Annotated in this window: 15 protein-coding genes; 4 read left to right on the plus strand and 11 right to left on the minus strand. The window is 59.8% G+C overall.

All coding sequences use genetic code 11. The features are described from left to right. Together GHO32_RS23455 and GHO32_RS23460 are read right to left on the minus strand one after the other, a co-directional pair. A partial coding sequence (locus GHO32_RS23455) for a FecR/PupR family sigma factor regulator (protein ID WP_372239837.1) occupies positions 1–250 on the minus strand: 250 nt, incomplete at its 3' end. 86 nt (positions 251–336) lie between these two features. Beyond that, complete coding sequence (locus tag GHO32_RS23460; RefSeq protein ID WP_153336339.1) at positions 337–843, minus strand: RNA polymerase sigma factor; 507 nt, start codon at positions 841–843, stop codon at positions 337–339. Positions 844–1,077: 234 nt separating this feature from the next. Here GHO32_RS23460 and aroQ point away from each other — a divergent pair, with 234 nt between their 5' ends. Both aroQ and GHO32_RS23470 read left to right on the plus strand, forming a co-directional pair. Continuing rightward, a complete protein-coding gene (gene aroQ, locus GHO32_RS23465) occupies positions 1,078–1,518 on the plus strand; it encodes a type II 3-dehydroquinate dehydratase (RefSeq protein ID WP_048367462.1) in 441 nt (146 codons plus the stop codon). Positions 1,519–1,522: 4 nt separating this feature from the next. Further along, the gene (locus GHO32_RS23470) at positions 1,523–2,413 is read left to right on the plus strand and encodes a shikimate dehydrogenase (protein WP_153336340.1); all 891 of its coding nucleotides are present in this window, start codon (positions 1,523–1,525) and stop codon (positions 2,411–2,413) included. 13 nt (positions 2,414–2,426) lie between these two features. Here the strand turns inward: GHO32_RS23470 and GHO32_RS23475 are convergent, their stop codons facing one another. Further along, positions 2,427–3,104 (minus strand): TetR/AcrR family transcriptional regulator, encoded by a 678-nt coding sequence (locus GHO32_RS23475; RefSeq protein ID WP_048367465.1) that lies wholly within the window; start codon positions 3,102–3,104, stop codon positions 2,427–2,429. Positions 3,105–3,191: 87 nt separating this feature from the next. Continuing rightward, positions 3,192–5,102 (minus strand): 3-dehydroshikimate dehydratase QuiC, encoded by a 1,911-nt coding sequence (gene quiC / locus GHO32_RS23480; RefSeq protein WP_153336341.1) that lies wholly within the window; start codon positions 5,100–5,102, stop codon positions 3,192–3,194. A gap of 328 nt (positions 5,103–5,430) precedes the next feature. Here quiC and GHO32_RS23485 point away from each other — a divergent pair, with 328 nt between their 5' ends. Beyond that, the gene (locus GHO32_RS23485) at positions 5,431–6,762 is read left to right on the plus strand and encodes an MFS transporter (protein ID WP_153336342.1); all 1,332 of its coding nucleotides are present in this window, start codon (positions 5,431–5,433) and stop codon (positions 6,760–6,762) included. Positions 6,763–6,864: 102 nt separating this feature from the next. Here the strand turns inward: GHO32_RS23485 and GHO32_RS23490 are convergent, their stop codons facing one another. The 4 genes from GHO32_RS23490 to GHO32_RS23505 form a co-directional block, all read right to left on the minus strand. Then, positions 6,865–7,752, minus strand: a complete 888-nt coding sequence (locus GHO32_RS23490; protein WP_153336343.1) for a DMT family transporter — start codon at positions 7,750–7,752, stop codon at positions 6,865–6,867. Between the two features lie 64 nt (positions 7,753–7,816). Next, entirely contained in the window at positions 7,817–8,632 is an 816-nt protein-coding gene (locus tag GHO32_RS23495) for a sugar phosphate isomerase/epimerase (RefSeq protein WP_153336344.1), read from the minus strand. 11 nt (positions 8,633–8,643) lie between these two features. After that, positions 8,644–9,699, minus strand: coding sequence for a Gfo/Idh/MocA family protein (locus GHO32_RS23500; protein WP_153336345.1), 1,056 nt, complete (start codon positions 9,697–9,699; stop codon positions 8,644–8,646). Positions 9,700–9,806: 107 nt separating this feature from the next. Further along, positions 9,807–10,586 (minus strand): IclR family transcriptional regulator, encoded by a 780-nt coding sequence (locus tag GHO32_RS23505; protein WP_048367474.1) that lies wholly within the window; start codon positions 10,584–10,586, stop codon positions 9,807–9,809. A gap of 151 nt (positions 10,587–10,737) precedes the next feature. Between GHO32_RS23505 and GHO32_RS23510 the strand changes: the two genes are divergently transcribed. Next, positions 10,738–12,456: an FAD-dependent oxidoreductase gene (locus GHO32_RS23510; RefSeq protein ID WP_153336346.1), complete on the plus strand. Its 1,719-nt coding sequence runs from the start codon at positions 10,738–10,740 to the stop codon at positions 12,454–12,456. Between the two features lie 49 nt (positions 12,457–12,505). Here the strand turns inward: GHO32_RS23510 and pcaG are convergent, their stop codons facing one another. The 3 genes from pcaG to pcaQ all read right to left on the minus strand — a co-directional run bounded on the left by pcaG (position 12,506) and on the right by pcaQ (position 14,870). Further along, entirely contained in the window at positions 12,506–13,111 is a 606-nt protein-coding gene (gene pcaG / locus GHO32_RS23515) for a protocatechuate 3,4-dioxygenase subunit alpha (RefSeq protein WP_048390612.1), read from the minus strand. Positions 13,112–13,122: 11 nt separating this feature from the next. Next, positions 13,123–13,842 (minus strand): protocatechuate 3,4-dioxygenase subunit beta, encoded by a 720-nt coding sequence (pcaH, locus tag GHO32_RS23520; RefSeq protein ID WP_048367478.1) that lies wholly within the window; start codon positions 13,840–13,842, stop codon positions 13,123–13,125. Positions 13,843–13,940: 98 nt separating this feature from the next. Further along, on the minus strand, positions 13,941–14,870 hold the full coding sequence (pcaQ, locus tag GHO32_RS23525) for a pca operon transcription factor PcaQ (RefSeq protein ID WP_368668342.1): 930 nt from the start codon (positions 14,868–14,870) through the stop codon (positions 13,941–13,943). Between the last annotated feature and the right edge of the window lie 21 nt (positions 14,871–14,891).

Genomic DNA, 14,891 nt, shown 5'->3' on the forward strand with positions numbered 1-14,891 from the left:
CAGGGCGCGGCGCTTCCGGGCGCTGACGGCGTGGGGTTGGCCTGGCCATTTCCGGGTCCTGCGCCAAGGCCCCCAAGGCCGCCCAGGTTTGCTTGGCAAACTGCAAGGCAGGCGCGTGGCGCTCATCAGCGGCCAGCCATTGTTCAAGTTGCACCTGCGCCGCCGCGTCCAGGTCACCCGCGTGCAGGCGCACCGCCCACTCGGCGGCCGTCTCAGTGATGATCTGTTGTTCGCGGCCTTGGCTATTCACGTGTGAATCTCAATTTCTCGTTATGTATAAGCAGTGACGTCTGGCCTGCCGATATTCAGTAAGCCGTTTATCGAAACTCAGGTAGGTTATTTCTCAGCTGCTTGAAGTCGTTGCATGACATACGCCAGCGCTTTGGACAGATGCTTTTGCACGGAGCTGTCAGAAATATCAAGTTGGCGCGCCACTTCTGCATGGGTCATGCCTTCGATGCGGTTGAGGCGGAAGATTTCCTGCGTGCGCTCGGGCAGCTCTGACAGTGCCTGCTTGAGCGCCATGCGCTGTTGTTCAGCCATTGCCTGAGCCTCCAGCTCTGCCATTTCGTCCTCGATGTTAGCCAAGGCCTCGTGCGTCACCGAGTCGGTTTTGCGCCGGTTTTCCTGGCGGATGTGATCGACTAGCAGGTTGCCCGCCACGCGGTAGAGGTAACCGGGGGAGTTGTCGATCTGTTCCTTGCGCCCGCGCTCGGCCAGGCGCAGGAAGCTCTCCTGCACCAGATCGGCGGCCAGCTGTGGGTCTCGCACCTTGCGCGCCAGGTACCCGCGCAGGGTACTGGCATGCTTGAGGAACAAGCCCTTGAGGTCCATATCCGACAAACCGACTCCCTGACGCATGAGGAAAAGGGGCGGCTATCTTACTTTTTGTCGAGAATGATTTTCAATTGATATTAGCGACAACCGCGCACTGTTCGATAAACGCCCACTTAATGGCGTAAACCGGGGTCGGTATTTGTCACCCAATTGACCTTATTAACCGGCTGGTACAATTTAAGCCAACCGCTTGAGCAGCGCTCAGGCGACCCTATAAAAACAAAGTAGAGTTGGCTTGCTATGTCCCCTATCGTCCTGGTGCTTAACGGCCCCAACCTGAACTTGCTTGGCACCCGCGAACCCGGTATTTACGGCCACGAAACGCTGGCAGACATTGCCAATTTGTGCGGCCAGACGGCCCGCGAAGAAGGCTTGAACGTTGAGTTTCGCCAAACCAACCACGAAGGCGAACTGCTCGACTGGATCCATGGCGCTCGCCAGCGCTGTGCCGCGATTGTGATCAACCCGGCCGCCTGGACCCACACATCGGTGGCCATTCGCGATGCCTTGGTCGCCAGTGAACTGCCAGTGATTGAAGTGCATCTGTCCAACGTCCATACCCGCGAAGCCTTCCGGCATCACTCCTTCGTCTCGGGCATTGCCCAAGCCGTGTTGTGCGGGTTTGGCAGCAACGGTTACCGCTTGGCCTTGCAACACCTCAGCCGCCAACTTAAGGGCTAAGCGCATGTCGACCCACACACCCAAGTCAGTGCTGGCCGGGCTGATCGGCGCCGGTATCCAGGCCTCCCGCACACCGGCAATGCACGAGCGCGAAGGCGAGGCGCAAGGGCTGCGTTACGTGTACCAGTTGATCGATCTGGACGTGTTGCAGCTCGATAACAACGCCCTGCCCGACCTGCTGACCGCCGCTGAGCGTATGGGCTTCAGCGGCTTGAACATTACCTACCCGTGCAAGCAGGCGATCATGCCCTGGCTGGACGAGTTATCTGATCAGGCCCGTGGTATTGGCGCCGTGAACACGGTGATTTTCCGGGACGGCAAGCGCATCGGCCACAACACCGACTGTTCGGGGTTTGCCGAGGGTTTTCGTCGCGGCTTGAGCGGCGTTGCCGTGCAGCACGTGGTGCAAATGGGCGCGGGTGGCGCAGGCTCTGCGGTGGCCTACGCATTGCTCAGCGAAGGCGTACACCGGCTGGATATTTTTGACGTCGACCAAGCCCGCGCACAGAGCCTGGCAGACAACTTGAATCAGCACTTTGCCGGCTCGCGGGCCGGGGCGGGCACCGATCTTGAAACCTCGCTGAGCAAGGCCAACGGGCTGGTCAACACCACGCCCATGGGCATGGCCAAGCTGCCGGGCATGCCCGTGCCCGCACAGTGGCTGCGCTCAGAACTGTGGGTGGCCGAGATTGTGTACTTCCCGTTGCAAACCGAGTTGCTACGCCATGCCCGCGCGCTGGGTTGCCGCACGCTGGACGGCGGCAACATGGCGGTGTTCCAGGCGGTCAAGGCGTTTGAACTGATCAGCGGCGCCACCGCTGACGCCTCACGCCTGCTCGCGCATTTTCAGGAAATGAACAGCCAGGAAATGAATGGCCAGGAAATGAACGGCTAAGGCCTTGTCTTACTCACACCTGTAAATAGCGCAGCACCGAGTCGCAGATCATCTCGCGCTGACGCTGTTTAACCTGCGGGTCGGACAAATCGATCTGAAAAATCTCACCGACTGTGTAGCGGTTGGACACGCGGTAAAAACAGAACGAACTGACCAGCAGGTGCACGTCCAACGGATTTAAACCGGGGCGGAACACCTGCTGCTCAACGCCACGACGCAGGATCTCTTCGAGGGCATGAACAATCGTGTCGTTCATGGCCTTGATGCCTTCCGAACGCTTGATGTATTCGCCCTTGTGGATATTTTCGACGCTGACCATGCGCACAAAATCGGCGTTCAGGTCGTGGTGATCAAAGGTAAATTCAACCAGCTTTTTAATCGCCTGCCGGGGTTCCATTTCATCCAGGTGCAGCAGGTTTTCGGTGCTGCGGATCTCGCCGTAGAGCTTCTCCAGCACTTCGACGTAGAGCTGCTCTTTGCTGGTGAAGTAGTAATAGATCATGCGTTTGGAAGTGCGGGTACGTTCCGCGATGGCATCCACGCGTGCGCCCGCCAGCCCCTGTTCGACGAACTCGGCCAGGGCTTCCTGAAGGATGTTTTCGCGGGTCTTTTCCGGGTTGTTTTTCCGGCTCTTGCGCGGTTCGACTGCGGGCGCCGTGGCGTCGGTGTCGACTTCTGTTATCTGGGTCATTACAGGCTCACGGCCATCGGAAGATGGCCGCGATTATGGCCCGAGAGGTTCATCGAAGGAAGTCGACAAACGTATTCGCGCAACGTCCTACAGCTTGGCCTGACGCACCGCCCCGGTGCGCGACTTGGCCATCGCCGCCAAACGTACCGCCACGTTGGCCGCGCCATAGCCGGCATAGCCGTTTTTGCGCTGCAACAACTCAAAGAAGAAGCGCCCGGCAAACGGCTCGGTGTACACATGAAACAACTCACCGCCCTGAGCGTCGCGGTCGTACAAGACGTTGAAGTAGGCCAGTTCGCTCAAGAACTCATCGTCAAAATCAAAGCGCGCCGCCAGGTCGTCGTAGTAGTTCAACGGGATATCCAGCAGCGGCACGCCTGCGGCTTTGGCGCGGCTGACTTCAGCAAACAGGTCGTCGCACTCAAACGCAATGTGATGCACACCGGAGCCGCGATAACTCGACAACGCATGTGAGATGGCGGTGTTTTTGTTCTCGGAAATGTTCAGCGGCAAACGAATCGTGCTGCAACGGCTACGCAATGCGCGGCTTTTGACCAACCCGTACGGGTCCGGCAACACCACTTCGTCATCCGCTTCAAAGTCCAGCAGGCTCTTGTAGAACAGCACCCAGCTGTCGAGGCTGTCGGCTGGCAACGCCATGGCCATGTGGTCAATGCGCTTGAGCCCGCCTTGGCCGGTGTGGGCGGTCGCAAGGTTGAAGTCCGATTCGTACAACGGGTTACCCGCTTCGTCCTGATCGACCAGATAAATCAGGCTGCCATCCGGCGCACGAACCGCCGCCAGTTCCAGCTCATTGGGGCCGACCAGGCCTCGATAGGGCTGGCCTTTATAGGCCACGGCACGGGCCAGCGCGCTGGCGCTGTCTTGCACGCGAATGGCGGTGGCGCACAGCGACGGGCCGTGCGCCTCAAAAAAGTTATGCCCAAATGAATAAGGCTCGGCGTTGAGCACCAGGTTGATGTCGCCCTGACGCAGCAAGCTGACATTTTTGGAGCGGTGCAGACCGGCCTTGCTGAAGCCCAAACGCTCAAGCCAGTGGGTCAGTTGCGCACCCTGATTGTCATCGACAGCGAACTCCAGAAACTCAATGCCCTTGTAGTCACTGGCCTTGGGTGGCGAAAACAACGGCTCAAGACTGGCGGCAGGCGCGGCCTCCTGGACCAGCCGCTCGCGGGTTTTCTCTTCGAGGTACAGCAATGAACGCAGGCCATCTGCCGCGTTGGCGCGGGTAGGCGCTGCGCGGAAGCCGTCATTGAAGATCTCCAGCGACAAGGGCCCGGTGTAGCCGCTCTGAATGATCGGCGCCAGAAAGCCCGGCAAGTCGAACTCGCCCTGCCCCGGGAAGCAACGGAAGTGACGGCTCCACTCCAGCACGTCCATCGCCAAAATGGGCGCATCGGCCATTTGCACAAAGAAGATCTTGTCGCCGGGAATCTGCGCAATGCCGCTCGGGTCGCCTTTGAGCGACAAGGTGTGGAAGCTGTCGAGCAGCACGCCAAGGCTCGGGTGGTCGATCTCGCGCACCAGGTCCCAGACCTGTTGCCAGGTGTTGACGTGCCGCCCCCAGGCCAGGGCTTCGTAGCCGATGCGCAGGTTACGCGCCCCGGCGCGTTCGGCCAGCAGGCTCAAGTCGTCCAGCAAGATTTGCCGATCACCTACCGAGTCGGCGGCGACATTGCTACACACCAGCACAAGGTCGGTACCGAGTTCCTGCATCAAGTCGAATTTGCGCTCGGCGCGGTCGAGGTTGCGCGCCAGACGGTCGCGGCGGCAGCCTTCAAAGTCACGGAACGGTTGGAACAGGCTGATTTCCAGGCCGAGGTCTGCGCAGATCTGGCGCACTTCGCGGGGGCTGCCGTCGTAGTACAGCAGGTCATTTTCAAAGATCTCAACCCCGTCAAAACCCGCTGCGGCAATGGCGTCGAGCTTTTCCGGCAAGGTGCCGCTCAAGGAAACAGTGGCGATTGAACGCTTCATTTAACACTCCCATGATTGCCACCGCCTGCAACCGACGGCATTTCTAATAGCCTGATTATTAAGGGCACCCTATCATTGAGCAACCAGTCTGTACCAACCGGTTAGTTTTGCGTGCGATTATCGAACACTATGCCCTTTGTTGAATTGACGACTTTTTGTCCAATCGCCACCATCCAACCCGTACCTTTTGCAATAAATGCTGCACAACACCACATAACAATTCCAAAAAAAACGGGTAACCACTCATGCTTGCTCTTATTGATATGACGCTCTGCTTTGCTCTGCCGCCTGCGTGGTACCCGACCTTTCAACGGACGGGTAAATAGCCATGACCCCTTCTCAATCGACACACGTCAACTCTGCCCAAAGCACCCCGCACGCCGGTATTGGCGACAAGATCCGCGGCGCCATGGCCATTGGTAAAACCCGCTGGGGCATGCTCGCCCTGGTGTTTTTCGCGACCACGCTGAACTACATCGACCGCGCCGCACTGGGCGTGATGCAACCGATTCTGGCCAAGGAAATGAGCTGGACGGCGATGGACTACGCCAACATCAACTTCTGGTTTCAGGTGGGCTACGCCATTGGCTTCGTCCTGCAAGGTCGCCTGATCGACCGGGTTGGGGTCAAACGCGTGTTCTTCTGCGCCGTGTTGCTGTGGAGCCTGGCCACCGGCGCCCACGGCCTGGCCACCTCGGCCGTCGGCTTTATGATGTGCCGCTTTATTCTCGGCCTGACCGAAGCCGCCAACTACCCGGCCTGCGTGAAAACCACGCGCCTGTGGTTCCCTGCCGGTGAGCGCGCAGTGGCCAGCGGTATCTTCAACGCCGGGACCAACGTCGGCGCCATGTTCACCCCGATGCTGTTGCCTCTGGTGCTGCATGTGTGGGGCTGGCAAGCCGCGTTTTTGTGCATGGCGGCGTTGGGCGGCATCTGGCTGATCTTCTGGGGGCTGAAGTACTACAACCCTGAAGACCACCCAACCGTGAGCAAACAGGAACTGAATTACATCCAGAGCGAAAAAGAACCGGAGCAACAGAAAGTCAGTTTCGCCACGATCCTGAAAATGCGCGGGACCTGGGCCTTTGCGTTGTCTTACTCGCTGACCGCACCGGTGTTCTGGTTCTACCTGTACTGGCTGCCGCCGTTCTTGAACCAGCAATACAACCTGGGCATCAACGTGACGCAGATGGGCATCCCGTTGATCATCATCTACATCACGGCCGACTTCGGCAGCGTCGGTGGCGGGATTTTGTCTTCGATGCTGATCAGTCGCGGCATGGCGGCGGTCAAGGCACGGCTGGTGTCGATGTTCCTGTGTGCGATATGCATCATCGGCGTGGTCATGGCCGCTGGCTCCAGCCAACTGTGGGTTGCCGTGGGCGCCATCGCATTGGCCCTGGGCGCGCACCAGGCCTGGACCGCCAACGTGTGGAGCATGGTGATGGACTACACGCCTAAACACATGATGGGCACGGTGTTCGGCTTTGGCGGCATGTGCGCGGCCATCGGCGGCATGTTCATGACGCAAATCGTGGGTTATGTACTGACCGTCACCAACAACAACTACACCGTGTTGTTCACCATGATTCCGGCGATGTACTTCATTGCGCTGACGTGGATGTACTTCATGGCCCCGCGAAAAATCCCGCAGGTTTGAGTTCGATCCGAAGCGTTCAAACAGCCCTTCTCCTTCGGGAGAGGGGCTTTTTTTCAGGTCAAAAGATCGCGAGGCAAGCTCGCTCCTACAGGGAGTTGAGGGTTAAACCGCCCTTTTCTTGCGCTGTTGCCAAGCCGCCGCTAACCCGCTGATGCAGACAATCGCGATGCCGATCCGTGAGGTCAGGTCCGGCGTATGGTTGAACAGCAGCCAGCCCAGCAACCCGGAAAACACGATCTGGCAGTAACTAAAAGGCGCCAGCAAGGCCGGGGCCGCCAGGCGGAACGACTGCGTCAGGAGCAAGTGCGCGGTCATACCCAGGGAGCCAAGCGCAAGCATTTCCAGGCCATGCACCAAGGTCGGCGTCTGCCAAAAGAACGGCACCATCGCACTCAGCACCAGCGCGTTAAACAACCCGGCAAAAAAGTTACTGGTGGTCGGTGTGTCGTACAGGCTGAGTTTGCGCGTGAGGATCTGGTAGCAACTGAAACACAGCGCTGCCGACATCGGCAGCAGCACCGCCGGGGTGAACAAGTCGCCCCCCGGATGGATGATCACCACCACGCCGATAAACCCGCAGCTCACTGCAATCCATTGCCCCCGGGTGACTTTTTCGCCCAGCAACGGCCCGGACAGGGCCGCCACCAATAACGGTGCCAAAAAGTTAACCGCAGTGTTTTCCGCCAACGGGATGTACAGCAGCCCGAAGGTGAAGAACAGCCCGGACCCCAGCAAACAGATCGCCCGGTACACCTGTAGCAACGGGCGCTTGCTGCGCAGCACCCGTAGCCCCGACTGAGGCAAGAAGTAACTGGCCATCAGCAAGGTGTGCACCATATAGCGCGCCCACACCACCATCACCACGGGGTACAAACCGCTCAAGTACTTGGAGAGCGCGTCATGACTGGAGAACAACGCCGTCGCGATCACGATCAGCAGAATGCCCTTGAGTGGCTGGTTAACGCCTGAGAGTGGCGTAGGCAATGTCATCGAACACCTCAATGTGGAGCAATGGACTCACAGCACTCAGCCACCCGCATCCGGGCGCTACGCACTACAGCTGTTGCAAAAGCACCCGGGTTTTATCAATCGCCCATTGCGCCCGTTGTTCGGCGCTGACGCCTTGTGCCTGAAGTTCTACGCAGGGGATTTCAAGGCTCAGCGGTATGTCTTGGGGCAGTAATCGCAGCAAGCCGAGCAAATCGCAGTCACCGTCGCCGGGAAAACGCCGTTCATTACGCGCCTGGCGCAAAATTTCCTGCATGTCATCGGGCGTTGGCCCCGCCACGTCGCACAACTGCATATAGCGCATGCGCGACGGCTCTACTCGGCTCAGGTCTTCAAGGCTTGAGCCAGAGCGGTTGAAATGGAAGGCATCGACCAATACGCAGCCATTGACGCGGCCCGCCTGCTCAACCACCCGCACCGCCTGCTGCAGGTTCTTGGCATCGGTCCACGGCATGAACTCAAGATGAGGATAGATCCCGTAAGGGCGACTCAAGTCACACAATTGCGCAAAGTTATCGGTCATGCGTTGTTCATCGGGGTCATTGCCGGCCACCAGCAACTCGGTGGCGCCGAATTCAGCGCCCACAGACAGGATCTTGTCGAAATCTGACACGCAGGTCTGCGGCTTCAAGCGAAGAATCTCGATATCGAGCACTTTGATGCCGGTGTCGTGCAGGCGCTTGAGGGTTTGCCTGCGTAAAGCCGGGTCATTGACCAGCGGGAAGTGGTACTCCTCTGGCGTGGCAGGTTCGAGGCGCAGACCGACATGGCTGTAGCCGGTGCGGGCGGCAATGTCGATCATGTCGACCGGCGAGACTTCCAGCACGGTCAGGGCAGCAAGGGACAAAGGGCGAGAATTCATAGTGGGCTCTTTCAGGCGTCGATAGGGGCTGGGGCACAGGCCCGGCCAGTGGCAGCGGCTTCACGAATGGCTTCAATCAGCGCCAGGGTGCGGGCGGCATCCGCCGCGCTCACCAACGGCGCAACCTCGCGTCGAATCACCCGAACAAAATGTTCCAGTTGCAAACGCAGGGCTTCATCGGGCTTGAAGGCTTCTTGCTCGACCAGCAACGGGTGGTGCCAGCCCGCGCCGTCCTCGGCGTAATGCCAGCGTTTGAGCTGCGGGATGCTCAACGCCCCGCCGGTGCCTGCCAGCAAATAACAGGGTTGATCGCTCTGGCGCGGGTACACCGGGTTTTCCCCCGAGTCCAGTTCCCAGCTCCAGGGCGCGGCCACGGCATCAGAACCGGTCAACGTACCGAGCGCACCGTTTTCAAATTGCAGCAAGACCGCCGCACAGTCCTCATTGCCATAGCCGCGCACGGCATTGCTGGTGATGGCCTGCACCTGTCGCACTTCGCCGCACAAATGGCGCAACAGATCCAGGTCGTGGATCAGGTTGGTCAGCAGCATCCCCGCACCGGCCTCACGCCGCCACGGAATGTCGAAATAGCTCTCGGGCTTTTGCAGTTGCCACAACGCAGTCACCGTACTCAGACGCCCCAGCGCCCCGCTGTGCACCAGCTCATGGGCCCGCACAATCAGCGGGTTGTGGCGCCGATGATGGCCCACCAACACCGGCACGCCACTGTCCCGCGACGCCGCCACCAGCGTACGCACCTCTGCCAGATCCACGCCTACGGGTTTCTCCAGCAGCACCGGCACACCCGCTGCCAGGCAGGTCAGCGCCGTGCTCACGTGCAAGGTGTTGGGGTTTGCGATGATCACGCCATCGGGCTTTGCGGCCGCCAACATCTGCGCCGTGTCAGCAAACCATTCGACCCCGCATTGCGCCGCAAACCCGGCCGACTGCGGCGCAGGATCTGCGACCGCGCAGAGCACAGCGCTGTCGAGGCCTTTTAGATGATGAAGGTGCTGGCGGCCCATGATGCCGGCGCCCACCAAAGCGATACGCAGTGGAGCGTTCAAAATGCTGATCCTCTTGTAAGAATTATGGAATCACAGAATTCCGATTAATTTAGAATCCAGTTCCACTTTCTTGCAAGATAAATTAACCACTCTGTTCAATTTAGCCGTCAGGCGTCGAACAGTTCAGATGCCTGGCAGGCCACTGACAACTCCTCGGTGAACTGCAGCAGCAATGGCGCCAGCTCGTGTAAGCGGGCCTGAGGCAGGCGTGCACTGGGGCCAGCCACACTCAACACACCGACCACATGCTTGCCCAGCGGGCTGCGCACCACGGCGGCAATAGCGCTGGTGCCAATCGCCGAACTTTCTTCGACGCAGGCATAGCCCTGCTCGCGGGCGATACGCAGACGCTCGAGCAACTCCACATTGGAGTGCGGTGCGTTCGGCCCCACGCCTTCGGGGGGCGTAATGCCCTGGCGTTCAACCTGTGCCAGGGCCATGGCATCGCTCATGCTGGCCAGCCAGGCATGCCCGGACGCGGTGTAATACAGCGGCGCATCGCGGCCCATATCCGGGTCATAGCGTAGGCCAGAGCGGGCGCCCTGGGACTTGGCGATCCAGGTCAGGCGCTCACCGTCCACCACGCCTAAACGCACCAGTTCGCCGGTTTCCTGGGCGAGCCGATCAAGGATCGGCTGCACAATGTCGGCCCCGCTGCTGGCCAGGTATTGAAAGCCCATGGCGACCAGCTTGGTCGACAGATGGTAACGGCTGTTCTCGCTGTTTTGCCGCACATAGCCCAACCGCACCAACTCGGTGAGCAAGCGGTGGGTTGCACTTTTAGGGATGCCCAATTGCTCGGCGAGCGTCTGCATCGGCACGCCGCGAGGCTCCTGCGTGAGACTCTCAAGCACACTGAACACCCGTTCGATCTGACTGCCAGCCATACAAAGCCCTCGCAAATGAAAGGATTCTAAAAGGTAAACCCGCAAACGCAAAAGCTGGAACTGAACAAACACACTCGGGGTTGTTGTTTTTAGAGCAAATCTTTATATTTTGGAACTCAATTCCAAAAATGATTCAATCCGGAGCCCCACCATGACCGCAGCCCCTCAACCTGACGTTATCGACTGTGATGTGCTGATTGTCGGCTCCGGTGCGGCCGGTTTGTCCGCAGCCGTCACGGCCGCCTGGCACGGGCAAAAAGTTATCGTGGTCGAAAAGGATGCTGTCTTCGGCGGTGCCACGGCCTGGTCCGGCGGCTGGGCCTGGGTGCCGTGCAACCCGCTGGCTAAACGCGCCGGGATCATTGAAGACGTAGAATTGCCGCGCACCTACCTCAAGCATGAATTGGGCGAGCGTTACGACCCGGCCATGATTGACGCGTTTCTGGAGGCTGGCCCGCGAATGGTGGCGTTCTTCGAGCGCCATACCCGCTTGCAGTTTGCCGATGGCAATGCCATTGCCGACATCCACGGCGACACCCCTGGCGCCGGGACTGGCGGGCGCTCGGTGATCGCCGCGCCCTATAACGGCCGCGAGGTCGGAAAGCTGCTCAAGCGGCTGCGCAAAACCATGCGCGAAACCAGTTTTATGGGCATGCCGATCATGGCCGGGCCAGACCTTGCGGCCTTTCTCAACCTGACACGCTCACTGCTGGCCGCCTGGCACGTGACCAAGCGCTTTGGCCGCCACCTAATTGACCTCGCCCTGCATGGCCGCGCCTTGCAATTGGTCAACGGCGTGGCGCTGGTGGCACGACTGGCCAAGTCGGCTGAAGACTTGGGCGTGTTGCTGTGGGAATCCGCACCGGTCACATCACTCACTCAGGACGAGGCAGGCGTTACTGGCGCAGTGGTCAAGACAGCACGCGGGGACATCCGCATTCGCGCCCTCAAGGCGGTGGTGCTGGCCGCTGGGGGCTTCGCCAATGATATTGAGCGACGCAAGGCGCTGTTTCCGCGCACACCGACCGGCCACGAACACTTGGCCCTGCCGCCGCTGGGCGTCAATGGCGATGGTCTGACCCTCGGTGAAAGCGCTGGCGGTCAGATCAACAGCGACTTGCACTCCACGGTCGCCTGGGCTCCGGTGTCCCGCGTCACGCACAGCGACGGCAGCATCGGGCACTTTCCGCACATCATTGAACGCGCCAAGCCGGGGATCATTGGCGTATTGAGCAACGGCCAGCGCTTCGTCAACGAAGCCAATGGCTATTACGATTACGTCACCGCCATGGTGGAACAAGCACCAGCCGGTGAACCGGTCGCTTCGTGGTTGATCTGCACCCATGACTTCCAGCGCCGCTACGGGCTCGGCATCTCGCGGCCGTTTCCCATCCCCGTGGGGCCGTTTATCCAGTCCGGCTACCTGAAAAGCGCCTACACCCTAGAAGGCCTGGCCCGCGTGTGTGGCATTGACGCCAAGGGCTTGCAAACCACCGTGGACGACTACAACCGCCACGCGCAAACAGGCCAGGACCCACAGTTTGGCCGCGGCTCAACCCCGTACAACCGCAAGCAAGGTGACCCGCTGCATAAGCCCAACCCTTGCGTGGCACCGATCAGCAAAGGTCCGTTTTACGCGGTCAAGGTCGAACCCGGCTGCTTTGGCACCTTTGCCGGGCTCAAAACCAACGAACACGCCCAAGTGCTGAACGCAGACGGTCAGGCAATAAAAGGCTTGTATGCGGCAGGCACGGACATGGCCAGCATCATGGGCGGGTACTACCCGGCAGGTGGGATAAATCTTGGGCCGGCCCTGACTTTTGGCTACATCGCCGGGCGGCATATGGCGGGGGTGACGCAGTACGAGTGAGTCATTGATGTGGGAGTCAGGCGGGTTAACCTGCTCCCACATGCAGCCCTTAAAAGTCGAAGAACACCGTTTCGTTCGGGCCTTGAATATAGATATCAAAACGGTACGCCGGTTTGCCGTTCACTTCGCAGCGATGGGCAATCAGGGTTTCACGGCGCTGTGGTTGCTCGATCAGGTTGAGCACCGGGCATTTGCCGTTGGCCTCCGGCTCATCGCTGAAGTACAGACGGGTCTGCAAATGGATGTTGATCCCGCGGGCAAACAGCGACACGTTGATGTGCGGCGCCATCGGCACACCGGCAGCATTTTTGACCACACCCGGCTTGATCGTGTTGAGCGTCCATTCCCCGGCATCAAAGGTTGTAGCCGTACGCCCGAAGCTGTTGAAAGGCTTCTCGGAGTCGAAATGTTCGTCGTAAACGCCTTCGTGGTTGGCTTGCCAGAACTCCAGGAAGGAGTCGCGGACCAAATGGCCATTGCCGTCATGGACGTTGCCGACCAGCACAATGTGCTCGCCCGGCGCGTCAGGCTTGGCCATGTCGTTCCAGATTTCTTCCGGACGTGACGGGTTACCGGCGGCGGCCAGCGCCAGGCCGATATGCACGTAAGGGCCAGCCGTTTGCGATGGCGTTTCGGGTAGCAGTTCGATAGGCATGACGAGGCTCCTCAGCAGTTTTCGAAGTGAGTCTTGCGCTGACCGCGCAGCACGATGTCAAAGCGATAGGCCAGGCAATCCATCGGATTGGCGGCGCCCATGTCCAGCCGCGCAATCAGGCTTTGCACGGCTTCAGGGTTGGCAATCGACTTGACGATCGGGCACATCGGAATCAACGGATCGCCTTCGAAATACAACTGGGTAATCAAGCGCGTGGCAATCGACGGGCCACTGATCGACACGTGAATATGCGCCGGGCGCCAATCATTGGGGCCGTTGCGCCACGGGTAAGGGCCGGGCTTGACGGTACGGAAGCTGTAATAGCCCTGGCTGTCCGTGAGTGTGCGGCCCACGCCACCAAAGTTCGGGTCCAGCGGGGCCAGATAGCGGTCGTTTTTGTGGCGATAACGGCCACCGGCGTTGGCTTGCCAGATCTCTACCAGGGTGTGCGGGATCGGCTTACCGTATTGGTCGCAGACACGACCCGAGAGCAAAATCCGCTCACCGACCGGCAAACCGCCATTGTTGAAGTTCAACAGCAGGTCGTTGTCGAACTTGCCGAATTTGAGGTGGGAAAAATCAGGGCCACTGGTTTCGCTCACCGATTGCGGAATGCTCACCAGCGCCTGGCGCGGGGAACGGGCAATCGAGGTTTTGTAATCAGGGGTCAGGGCTTTGGGGTGCCAGTTGCGGTCACGGATGATAAAGCGCCGGCTGTCTGCATCAGACATGTCGATCTCCTGTTGTTTTTATAAAGGCCAGGCGCCAGTTTTAAACAACAGTGGTTCAAGCACTATTGAAAAGGCCAATCCAAAACATAACCAAATGGTTATGGATAAACACCTTCGGCATAGGCCTGCCCCAGCTCACGCAGCACCTCGACACAGCCTTGGGCCGCCACCGACATGGGCACATGGGCGTTACTGCAAATGCCGATCGAACCGCCCGGCTCACGCTGGCCCAGGTCGATCTCATGCAGTTCGCCGCTGGCCAGGTCCAGGCGCACGGCATCCAGCGGGGCTATCCACACCGCATCGTTACGCAGCACGTAGCGGCGGCTCACCGTGACTGACAGGGTTTCCAGACGCTGGCGCGACTGGCTGATGCCGCACTGCACAAACAGGCTGTCGGCAAAGGTGCGGATGGTGGTGTTGGCCAGTGGCAACACCAGCGGGTAGCGCTCCAGCTGGCTACGGTCCAGCGGGCCCTGCAGCAACGGATGGCCCGGCCGCACCACCAGGGTCATCGATTCGCTGTACAGGTGCTCAAAGTTCATGCCCTGAATTTCCGGGCTGTCGGTCATGCGCCCAATCACCAAATCAACATCACCGACACGCAACTGCGACAACAGATACGCACTCGGCCCGGTCACGACACTCACCACCAGCGCTGAATGGCGGGCGTGCAGGCGGCTGACCAACTCGGGTACCAGCAGGCTCTCAACGGTGGACAACACCCCCAGCCGCACCGTCCCCCCGGAGTATTCGCCCCCGCGCAAGGCGTTCACCCCTTCGCGCAAAGCCTGCACCGACGGCGTCGCATAACGCAGGAAAGCCACCCCGGCCTCGGTCAGACGGATACCGCTTTTGCTGCGCACAAACAGACTCACCGTCAGCAGCTCTTCAAGCTCCTTGAGGGTTTTGGACATGGCCGGCTGGCTCACCGCCAACACATCCGCCGCCCGCGCCAAACTGCCTTGGCGTGCCATCTCCAGAAAGCACACCAGATGACGGTATTTGATGCGGGTATCGATGTTCACAGGGGTAAAAACTCCGAGCAG

Source organism: Pseudomonas sp. FSL R10-2189 (assembly GCF_009600325.1).
GTDB classification, from domain to species: domain Bacteria; phylum Pseudomonadota; class Gammaproteobacteria; order Pseudomonadales; family Pseudomonadaceae; genus Aquipseudomonas; species Aquipseudomonas helleri.